At 69.8% G+C, this 10,561-nt stretch carries 6 protein-coding genes; 4 read left to right on the plus strand and 2 right to left on the minus strand.

Translation table 11 applies throughout. The features are described from left to right. Positions 1 to 1,201 (minus strand): alanyl-tRNA editing protein (locus tag VD972_RS24440; protein ID WP_324990914.1); only part of this gene is annotated, 1,201 nt, incomplete at its 3' end. A gap of 245 nt (positions 1,202 to 1,446) precedes the next feature. Between VD972_RS24440 and gltB the strand changes: the two genes are divergently transcribed. From gltB to gspC, 3 genes are all read left to right on the plus strand, one after another. Next, positions 1,447 to 6,006 (plus strand): glutamate synthase large subunit, encoded by a 4,560-nt coding sequence (gene gltB / locus VD972_RS24445; RefSeq protein WP_414654110.1) that lies wholly within the window; start codon positions 1,447 to 1,449, stop codon positions 6,004 to 6,006. Between the two features lie 3 nt (positions 6,007 to 6,009). Then, positions 6,010 to 7,473, plus strand: a complete 1,464-nt coding sequence (locus VD972_RS24450; RefSeq protein WP_324990917.1) for a glutamate synthase subunit beta — start codon at positions 6,010 to 6,012, stop codon at positions 7,471 to 7,473. A 169-nt stretch (positions 7,474 to 7,642) separates the two neighbouring features. Further along, entirely contained in the window at positions 7,643 to 8,497 is an 855-nt protein-coding gene (gspC, locus tag VD972_RS24455) for a type II secretion system protein GspC (RefSeq protein ID WP_324990919.1), read from the plus strand. Between the two features lie 10 nt (positions 8,498 to 8,507). Here the strand turns inward: gspC and VD972_RS24460 are convergent, their stop codons facing one another. Next, entirely contained in the window at positions 8,508 to 9,677 is a 1,170-nt protein-coding gene (locus tag VD972_RS24460; protein ID WP_324990920.1) for a dipeptidase, read from the minus strand. A gap of 106 nt (positions 9,678 to 9,783) precedes the next feature. Here VD972_RS24460 and VD972_RS24465 point away from each other — a divergent pair. Beyond that, positions 9,784 to 10,561, plus strand: a 778-nt coding sequence (locus VD972_RS24465) for a DUF885 family protein (RefSeq protein ID WP_324990922.1), incomplete at its 3' end; no start/stop codon positions are given.

Below are 10,561 nucleotides of genomic sequence, written 5' to 3' on the forward strand. Positions count from 1 at the left end.
TCGATGGCGCCAGCCCCGAGTCGCTGCGTGCCATCGCCGCGAGGCTCACGTCCCAGCCCGAGTCGGTCGTGCTGCTCGCCGGCCGCGCTCCCGCGGCCTCTGCCAGACGCTTGAGGAAGGCACCGCACCCGAAGCTGGAGCCACTCCCCCGGGTGATCAGCACCGGCATGCCCTCGGGAGCGCGGCCGGCGAGCAGCACGACCGACTCGGGCTGGGACGTGAGCCTCGCGGCGATGGCACGCAGCGACTCGGGGCTGGCGCCATCGATCACCGCCACCACCCGGCGGTCCGGAGACTTCTCCAGCGCCACGGCCAGCTCCACAGCGGCCTGATCGGCCAGCTTCGCCCGCGCCGCGCCCAGCGCCTCGCGCGCCTCGGTGAGATCGCGGCGGATCTTGTCGATGACCACGGGCACCTCGCCCGGGCCGCACGTGAAGGCTCGGCTCAGGCCCCGCAGCGTACCGGCCTCGTGCCACAGCTCGCTCCGGGCGCGGCGGCCCGCGGAGAAGGACACCCTCCCCTTGCCCTTGTAGCGCTCCACGCCGAGCACCCGGATCATCCCCACCTGCGCCGAGCGCGTGCAGTGCGTCCCTCCACACGGCGACACGTCGAACTCGCCGATCTGCACCACCCGGATGTTGTCGGTCACCTTGGGCGCGCGGCGCAGGGGCAAGGCCGCCAGCTCCTCGCTCGTGGGGAAGAAGGCCCGGATCGCCACATCATCGTCGATCACGGAGTTCACCAGCTCCTCCGCCTCGGCGACGCGGGCCTCCTCGAGCACCTCCAGATCCACATCAATGGTGCAGAGCGTCTCGCCCAGGCGCGAGGAGACCGTGTGCGCGCTGGCCACATCCACCAGGGCGCGCGACAGCATGTGCTGGCCGGTGTGCAGCGCCATGTGCACGCGGCGGCGGGCCCGATCGATCTCACCCGCCAGCTCGGCACCCACCTCGGGCAGTGTCTTGCCCTCAGGCAGCTCCAGGACGTGATGCACGACACCCGCGTCATCCACCTGTACATCCCTCACCGCATAGCCCCCGAGCAGCCCGCGATCAGCCATCTGACCGCCCGCCTCGGGATAGAAGCCCGTGCGATCGAGCACGAGCGAGGCAGCCCCGCTCCAGGCCGCGTGCGCGATCACGCGTCCGGTGAACTGGTGCAGGAAGGGATCGGAGAAATAGAGGCGCTCAGTGGATGACATGGCTCAGGAGGGGATAACACGGGTGTCAAGGGATCACGCTCTGCGTCACGAGCTCCGTGACGCACCGCACGATCCCCAAGAGTCTCGGCACCCTGGCGCGAGCCCCTGCTTCCCTGCTCCGAGTGCCGCCGCTCCAAGGGGCCCCTCCCCACACTCTCCTTTACCTGCCTTAACGCGACGCATTACCATGCTGGGTCCGGTTGTGAACACGTTGGGCCTCACGCGGTGAAGGAGGGAGTCATTTGATGTCGCACGCCCCTGGGCGGTATGGGCTGTATGAACCCGAGACGGAGCACGACGCCTGCGGCGTTGGCTTCGTGGCCCATATCAAGGGTGATCGGTCGCGCGGCATCGTCGACGACGCGCTGGAGCTGCTCAACCGGCTGAGCCATCGCGCGGCGGCTGGGCGTGATCCCGAGACCGGAGATGGCGCAGGCATCCTCGTGCAGCTGCCCCACCGCCTCTTCGAGCAGGAGGCCGCGCGGATTCGCATCGAGCTTCCCCCGCGCCGCCAGTATGCCGTGGCACAGACGTTCCTCCCCTCCGATCCGTTCGCGCGCTCCACGTGCGAGGCGATCCTGGAGGAGGTGGTGGTCGAGGAGGGCCAGCGGGTCCTCGGCTGGCGGGACGTGCCCGTGGCCCCCGAGCACCTGGGCCCCGTGGCGCGCGAGATGGCGCCCGTCATCCGCCAGCTCTTCGTGGCCCGGCGCCGCGTGGTGCCCAGCGCCTTCGAGCGCAAGCTGTACCGCATCCGCAAGCTCGCGGAGAACCGCGTGCGGGAGAGCGGCGCGGACCGGTGGGGACGCTTCCACGTGGCCAGCTTCTCGGCGGAGACGATCATCTACAAGGGTCTGCTCCTGCCGCGACAGCTGCCTCGCTTCTATGAGGATCTGCAGCACCCGGACATGGTGAGCGCGCTGGCGCTGGTGCACTCGCGCTTCTCCACCAACACCTTCCCCACGTGGGAGCTGGCGCAGCCGTTCCGCTACATCGCCCACAACGGCGAGATCAACACGCTGAGCGGCAACCGGAACTGGATGAACGCCCGCCGCGGCCTGCTCCAGTCGGCCCGGTTCGGCGGCAGCCTCGAGCCGCTGTACCCGCTCATCGTCCCGGGCAAGAGCGACTCGGCCCAGTTCGACAACATGGTGGAGCTGCTCTACCTGGGCGGGCGCACGCTGCCGCATGCGATGATGATGATGATCCCCGAGGCGTGGGAGGGCCACGCCACCATGAGCGACGAGCTGCGCGCCTTCTACGAGTACTCCTCGGCGCTGCTGGAGCCATGGGACGGGCCCGCCGCCATCGCGTTTACGGACGGCCAGCTCATCGGCGCCACGCTGGATCGCAACGGCCTGCGCCCGGCGCGCTACCTCATCACCGAGGATGATCGCCTCATCCTGGCCTCGGAGACGGGCGTGATCGACGTGCCCCCCGCCCAGGTGCGGCGCAAGGGGCGGCTCACCCCAGGGCGCATGCTGCTGGTGGACACCGCGGCGGGCCGCATCCTCGAGGACGAGGAGGTGAAGGCGGACATCTCCGGCCGCTGGCCCTATCGCAGCTGGCTGGAGCGCAACGTCTCCACCTTCGAGGATCTGCCTACCCCTCCCGCTCCGGCGCGGCTCGGCGGCGAGGAGCTGTGGCGGCTCCAGCGCGCCTTCGGCTACACGGAAGAGGACGCGCGGCTGCTCCTGCAGCCCATGGCGGAGACGGGCAAGGAGCCGGTGGGCTCCATGGGCACGGACACGCCGCTGGCGGTGCTCAGCGATCAGGCGCCGAGCCTCTTCTCCTACTTCCACCAGCTCTTCGCGCAGGTGACCAACCCGCCGATCGATCCGATCCGCGAGGCGCTGGTGATGACGCTGGGCACGGAGCTGGGCCCCGAGGGCAACACCTTCGAGGAGACGCCGGAGCAGTGCCACCGGATGGCGCTCCCTGGCCCGATCATCAACAACGTGCAGCTCGCGAAGCTGGCCGCCATCCGCGACCAGGGCATCTTCGAGACGCGAGCGCTCACCCTCATCTACCCCCTGGAGTGGGGAGAAGAGGGGCTGGAGCGCGCGGTGGAGTGGCTGTGTGACGAGGCCGTGAAGGCGGTGGACGCGGGCGTCAACATCCTGGTGCTGAGCGACCGGGGCGTGGACGCGACGCACTCTGCCATCCCGACGCTGCTGGCGCTCTCAGCGGTCCACCAGCGGCTCGTGCGGGACGGCATCCGCATGTACACCGGCCTGGTGGTGGAGACGGCCGAGGCCCGCGAGGTGCACCACTTCGCGTGCCTCTTCGGCTATGGCGCCTCCGCGGTGAACCCGTACCTGGCGCTGGACACCCTGCGCGCCATGGCCGAGGCCGGCGAGCTGCAGGTGGATCACGAGAAGGCGCAGGAGCACTACATCCACGCGATCGAGGAGGGGCTGCTCAAGGTGATGTCCAAGATGGGCATCTCCACGCTGCAGTCCTACCGCGGCGCCCAGCTCTTCGAGGCGGTGGGCCTGCAGCGCGCGCTGATCGAGACCCACTTCACCGGCACGGCCTCCAGAGTCGAGGGCGTGGGCCTGCGGGAGCTGGGGCGCGAGGTCCAGGAGCGGCACGCGCGCGGCTTCGGCCCGGAGGCGGCCTCCGAGGAGGGGTTGCTCCCCTCGGGCGGGTACTACCTGTGGCGGCGCCGGGGAGAGACTCACAAGTGGAACCCGGCCACCCTGGCGAAGCTCCAGGCGGCGGTGCGAGCCAACGACGCGGCCGTGTTCGCCGAGTACTCGCAGCTGGCGGACGATGAGACGCGCGAGCTGTGCAACCTCCGCGGGCTGCTGGAGGTGGTGACGGAGGGCCGCACGCCGATCCCGCTCGAGGAGGTAGAGCCGGCAGGCGAGATCGTCCGGCGCTTCGTCACGGGGGCCATGTCCTTTGGCTCCATCAGCGCCGAGGCGCATGAGACGCTGGCCGTGGCGATGAACCGCATTGGCGGGCGCTCCAACAGCGGCGAGGGCGGCGAGGAGGCCCACCGCTACGTGCTGGACGAGAACGGGGACTCGCGCCGCAGTGCCATCAAGCAGGTGGCCAGCGCCCGCTTCGGCGTCACCACCGAGTACCTCGTCAACGCGGCCGAGCTGCAGATCAAGATCGCCCAGGGCGCCAAGCCCGGCGAGGGCGGCCAGCTCCCGGGCCACAAAGTCGATGATCGGATCGCCCGGGTCCGCTGGGCCACGCCGGGGGTGACGCTGATCTCACCGCCGCCCCACCACGACATCTACTCCATCGAGGATCTGGCGCAGCTCATCTATGACCTGCAGTCGGTGAACCCCACGGCGCGCATCAGCGTGAAGCTGGTGAGCGAGGTGGGCGTGGGGACCATCGCCGCGGGCGTGGCCAAGGCGGGCGCGGGGTGCGTGGTCGTCTCCGGGTACGAGGGCGGGACGGGGGCCTCCCCGCTGTCGAGCATCAAGCGCGCGGGCCTGCCGTGGGAGCTGGGGCTGGCCGAGACGCAGCAGGTGCTGGTGCACAACGGGCTGCGAGACCGCATCCGCGTCCAGGTGGACGGCGGCCTGCGCACCGGGCGGGACGTGCTGATCGCCGCGCTGCTGGGAGGCGAGGAGTTCGGCATGGCCACCGCGAGCCTGGTGGCGGTGGGCTGCGTGATGCTGCGCAAGTGCCACCTCAACACCTGCTCGGTGGGCATCGCCACGCAGGATCCCAAGCTGCGCGAGCGCTTCCAGGGCAAGCCCGAGCACGTGGTGAACTTCTTCTTCATGGTGGCCGAGGAGCTGCGGCGGCTGATGGCGTCCCTGGGCGTGCGTCGCCTGAGCGAGCTGGTAGGCCGGGTGGATCTGCTGCGGCAGCGGCAAGGCTCGACGCACTGGAAGGCCCAGCGGGTGGATCTCTCCGCGATGCTGGCGCCGCCGCGCGCGCCGGAGACAGAGCCCCGGCGCTGTGAGACTCCCCAGCGCAAGGACGTGTCGGATCACCTGGATCACCAGCTGCTCAAGCACGCGCGTGCCACGCTGGAGGGCGGAGGCCCCACGCTCCTGGTACACGCGGTGAGCAACACCCACCGCGCCGTCGGGGCGCTGCTGTCCGGAGAGATCGCCCGGAGCCATGGGGCGCGCGGGCTCGCGGATGGACAGATCCGCATCCGGTTGCAGGGCTCGGCCGGACAGAGCTTCGGCGCGTTCCTGACCAGCGGGGTGACGCTGGAGCTGGAGGGGGATGCCAACGACTACCTGGGCAAGGGACTGTCTGGTGGGCGTGTCATCGTCTACCCGCCCGCGGGCAGCCGCTTCGTCGCGGAGGACAACGTGCTGGTGGGCAATACCGTCCTCTACGGCGCCACGGCCGGCGAGGTGTACCTGCGCGGGCTGGCCGGTGAGCGCTTCGGCGTGCGCAACAGCGGCGCCCAGGCCGTCGTCGAGGGCGTGGGGGATCACGGCTGCGAGTACATGACGGGGGGCGTGGTGGTGGTGCTCGGGCCCACGGGGCGCAACTTCGCGGCGGGCATGAGCGGCGGCATGGCCTTCGTGCTCGACAGGGAGCGCTCCTTCCGCAAGAGCTGCAACCTGGAGATGGTGGAGCTGGAGTCCCTGGTGGACGAGTCGGAGGCCTGGCTCGTGCACGGGATGATCGAGCGCCACTTCCAGCACACGGGGAGCACGCTGGCTCGGCGGGTGCTCGACAACTGGGAGCTGATGGTGCCGCAGTTCGTGAAGGTGATGCCCACGGATTACAAGCGCGTGCTCCTGGCGCGCCGCGCGGCACGCAAGCCGCCCTCGTTGGCACCTCAGCGGCGGCAGGTTGCCGGGGCGGAAGGCTGAGCCATGGGCAAGCCCACCGGTTTCATGGAGTGGTCTCGCGTGCCTGCCCCCAAGCGGGAAAAGGCCGAGCGCCTTCACGACTCCCGCGAGTTCGTGCTGCCCCTGGCTCCCGAGGAGGCGAAGCGGCAGGCAGGGCGGTGCATGGACTGCGGCGTCCCCTTCTGCCAGCAGGGCTGCCCGCTGGGGAACCCCATCCCCGACTTCAACGAGGCGGTGTACCGAGGGCGCTGGAAGGCGGCCTTCCTCGCGCTGAGTAGCACCAACAACTTCCCGGAGTTCACCGGCCGGCTATGCCCCGCGCCGTGTGAGGCCGCGTGCGTCCTCTCGATCGATCAGAGTCCGGTCACCATCGAGCAGATGGAGAAGGAGATCGCCGAGCGGGCCTTCGCGGAGGGCTGGGTCCAGCCTCAGCCGCCGGCGCGGCGCACGGGTAAGCGGGTGGCGGTGGTGGGCTCGGGGCCGGCGGGGCTCGCGGCGGCGGCGCAGCTCAACCGGGCGGGCCACTCCGTCACCGTGTACGAGCGCGATGATCGGCCGGGTGGGCTGCTGCGCTACGGCATTCCCGACTTCAAGATGGAGAAGGGCGTGTTGGATCGGCGGCTGGCGCTGATGGAAGCAGAGGGCGTGGTGTTCCGCACGGGCGTGGACGTGGGCAAGGAGCCCGGCTTCCGTGCCCTGCGCGAGCAGCATGACGCGCTCGTGCTGGCCATGGGGGCCCGGAAGCCTCGGGAGCTGGAGGTGCCGGGGCGCGAGCTTGCGGGCGTGTTGCAGGCCATGGAGTACCTGGAGCACCAGAACCGGGTGGTCGCGGGGCTGGCCACGCTGGAGCCCCGGCTGAACGCGGCGGGCAAGCGGGTGCTCATCCTCGGCGGCGGGGACACGGGCTCGGACTGCCTGGGCACGGCGCTGCGGCAGGGCGCGAAGAGCGTGACGCAGGTGGAGCTGCTGCCCGCTCCGCCGATGACACGGTCCGCGGAGAGCCCTTGGCCACGCTGGCCGCTGGTGTTCCGCACCTCGTCCAGCCAGGAGGAGGGTGGCGAGCGCGCCTTCGGGCTCATGACCAAGCACCTGTCCGGGAGCGAGGGACAGCTCCAGAAGCTGGTCGCGGTGAAGGTGGAGCTGCAGCGGCAGGGAGATGGCTCCACCCGGCTCGTGGAGATCCCGGGCTCCGAGGAGAGCCACGAGGTGGATCTGCTGATCCTGGCCATGGGCTTCACGGGGCCGGAGACAGGCAGGCTGCAGGAGGAGCTGGGTGTCCGGCTCACGCCTCGGGGCGCGGTGCAGGTGGACGCGCGCTTCGCGACCTCGGTGGAAGGGGTGTACTGCGCAGGGGACGCGAACCGAGGCGCCAGCCTCATCGTCTGGGCCATCTCAGACGGGCGCGAGGCGGCGAAGTCCGTCGATGCCTGGCTCTCGGGCACCCCCTCCGCGCTGCCGACCCGTGGCCGCGACGCCTCGTTCGGCTGAGCAGACGAGTCGTCACGACACGCGGGACTGTAGTGACAGTCTGTCACGTGAATGCACGGTGAGCCCGGCCAGGACCCATGGCATCCCCTCGGAGGGACGCTCGGCCTCACCGTTGGTATCGGCCTTGCTCTGGGAAGCGGTCAGCCACAGCCCGCTCACGGAGGCCGCCATGATGTCGCTCGTCCGCCCCTCGTTTCATGCGTTCACCCTCGCCATGCTCGCGTGCGCGTGCCTGCTGGTGGCGCAGCTGGTCAACACCGTGGTGAGCACCTCGCTGACGCCGCTTCCCTCCGCGCCCGAGTCCTCTCGCCTGGATCCCGCCAAGATCCCAGCGGCCCTTGCCACGTCCCTCTCCGCCGAGCAGCTGGCCCGGTACCTGGACCTGTCCTTGGAGGCAGCGCCCACCACCACCCTGCTGGGGCTCAAGCTCCTGGGGACGATGACGTCCCCCTCGGCGGACCTGTCCCTGGCCTCCGTGTTCGACGACGCCTCGCAGCGCACGCGAACGGTGTGGGTGGGGAGCGCGCTCCAGGGTGCCGAGGTCCTCACCATCGAGCGCACCCGGGTGATCCTCGTGAACGGCGGCCGGACCGAGATCCTCGACATCACCTCGATCCCCGCTGCTCCCGGACCGGCCACGGCGCCCCCACCTCCGGCCGCCCGCGCCTCCGGCTTTGGCGCCACCCTCCGGCAGACCGGCCCGGAGGCCTACACGATCCAGCGCCAGGACGTGGAGAACACGCTGGCCAACCTGAACGAGGTCGTCATGCAGGGCCGCGTGGCGCCCTCGTTCAGGAACGGGGTCCCCAACGGTTTCAAGCTGTTCGCCATGAAGCCGGACTCGCTCTACACCCGGCTCGGCATGAAGAACGGAGACATCGTTCATCGCGTCAACGGCTTCTCGCTCGACAGTCCGACACGGGCCCTGGAGGCCTATGGCCACCTGCGGGACGCCTCACGCATCGAGCTCGAGATTGAGCGCGACGGGCAGCCCCTGCGCAAGACGTACACCGTGGAGAACTGAAGCCAGCACTTCACTGGGCGGGGAGATTCCCCCTCAAGACCCGCAGGGCATTCTCTCCCATGATCTTCCGGATCTCCCCTTCCCCGAACCCCTCCGCCAGCAGCGCGTCCGTCACCTCGACGAGGCCCGCCGTATCAAACGGAACCGCGACCGCTCCGTCATAGTCCGAGCCGAGCCCGACATGATCGATGCCGGCCACGGACACCGCGTGGCGGATCGCTCGGGCCACGGCCTTGGCATCCTTGCCACACGTCGCGGTGCTCCAGTAGCCAATGCCCACCATCCCGCCATTCCGGATGATGGCGCGAAGCTGGCTGTCGCTCAGGTTCCGGTTGTTGTCGCACGTGCCCTTCACCCCCGTGTGCGAGACGACGACGGGCCGGGTGGCGAGCGCGAGCACCTCCTCGAACGTCTTCCTCGAGGCGTGCGCGAGATCGAGCGTCATCCCCCGCTCCTCCATGCGCTTCACCACGGCGCGCCCGAGCTCCGTCAGCCCCTCCTTCTTGACGCCGTGGGCCGAGCCGCTCACCTCGTTGTCGAAGAAGTGCGCGAACCCCAGCATCCGGAAGCCGGCGTCGTACAGCGCATCCACCGCCTCGACCTTGCCCTCCAGCGCCTGCATGCCCTCGAGCGAGAGGAGCGCCCCCACCTTGCCCGGATCCTTCTCGCGCTCGGCGAGGAACCGCTCCAGCTCCGGACGCGTGCGGATGAACACGAGCCTGCCCTCCGAGTCCTCAACGGTGTTCGCGAGCTTCTTCGCCTGGTACAGCGCGCGGGCCTTGAGGCTGAACCACGTGCTCGGCGGCCACCGCTGGGCGAAGGAGAGCAGCTGAATGTCATCCGTGGTGTCGTCATTGCTCTCGGTGTTCATGTTCTTCGGCGTCTTGGTGACGACACTGAAGATCTGGAGGGCGACGTTGCCCTCGAGGAGCCGGGGGACATCCACGTGTCCCTGGGAGGAGCGCTCATTCAGGTCCCGGTTCCAGAGCAGCGGGTCGGCGTGGAGATCCGCGATGAAGAGCTCCGAGTGCAGCGCGGCCCCTCGCTTCGTGGGGGTGTAGGGAGCGCCTCCATGGACCTGGTTCATCCGGTTGGCGGCCCGCTTGGCGACCACGTCCAGGACGATGAAGGCGCCAACCACCAGGACAGCCACGATCCCCAGGATGATCCACTTCTTCACGGCGTCCTCCAGAGCATGAGCGGAGATTATCGCCCAGAGCACCCGTGCCTTGTCGGGCAAGCGTGTATCGGCGAGGCTCCAGCCGCACCTTACACCTCGAGGCCTCATGCTCACGCCGCGTGCAAGGAGCGCCCTCTCCGCGCTCCTGCTCCTGTCCTCCGCCTGCACCTCCTCGCGACCGCCCTCTCAGATCGAAGGGACGGCCTCCGCCCCGAGCCTCTCGCCTGCCCAGGTGGCGCTGCGCACCTTCGTGGACGCGCACTTCGAGGACACCTTCCGGCGCTTCCCGGCCATGGCCACGCAGGCCGGCATCCACACCTATGACGGGGAGCTGCGAGGCTTCTCTCCCGAGGACCGCGCCGCCCACCACGCTCAGCTCAAGGCCCGGCTCGCCGCCCTGCCCCAGCAGGTGGACCGGGCTGCGCTGCCCCCGCTCGATCTGGCCGACTACGACATCCTCGAGAACCACCTGCGGGCGCGCATCCTGGACTACGAGGCCGTGCGCAACTGGGAGCGCAACCCCAACACCTGGCTCGGCACTGCCTCCTTCGCCCTCTTCCAGCTCGTCAACCGGGACTTCGCGCCGCTCGAGGAGCGCATGCGCTCCGCCGTCAGCCGCATGAAGCAGATCCCCACGGTGTTCTCCACGGCCCAGGCCACGCTGAAGAACTCGCCCAGGCTCTGGACGGAGATTGCCCTCATGCAGGCCCAGGGCACGCGCGCCCTGTATGCGGACACGCTGCCCAAGGCCTTCGAGCCCGTGAAGGACGCCGCCCTGCAGGAGGCCTTCAAGCAGGAGCAGACGCGCTGCCTGGCTGCCATTGACGGCTTCATCCGCTTCCTGCGCGAGGATCTCCTCCCGCGCTCGAATGGAGACTTCGCCA

Source organism: Hyalangium sp. (assembly GCF_035629615.1).
GTDB lineage: Bacteria > Myxococcota > Myxococcia > Myxococcales > Myxococcaceae > Hyalangium.

Excerpts from the sequence above, each read along its gene's own strand:
- VD972_RS24450 (WP_324990917.1), top strand. The coding sequence starts at position 6,010 with ATGGGCAAGCCCACCGGTTTCATGGAGTGGTCTCGCGTGCCTGCCCCC.
- gspC (WP_324990919.1), top strand. The coding sequence starts at position 7,643 with ATGATGTCGCTCGTCCGCCCCTCGTTTCATGCGTTCACCCTCGCCATG.
- gltB (WP_414654110.1), top strand. The coding sequence starts at position 1,447 with ATGTCGCACGCCCCTGGGCGGTATGGGCTGTATGAACCCGAGACGGAG.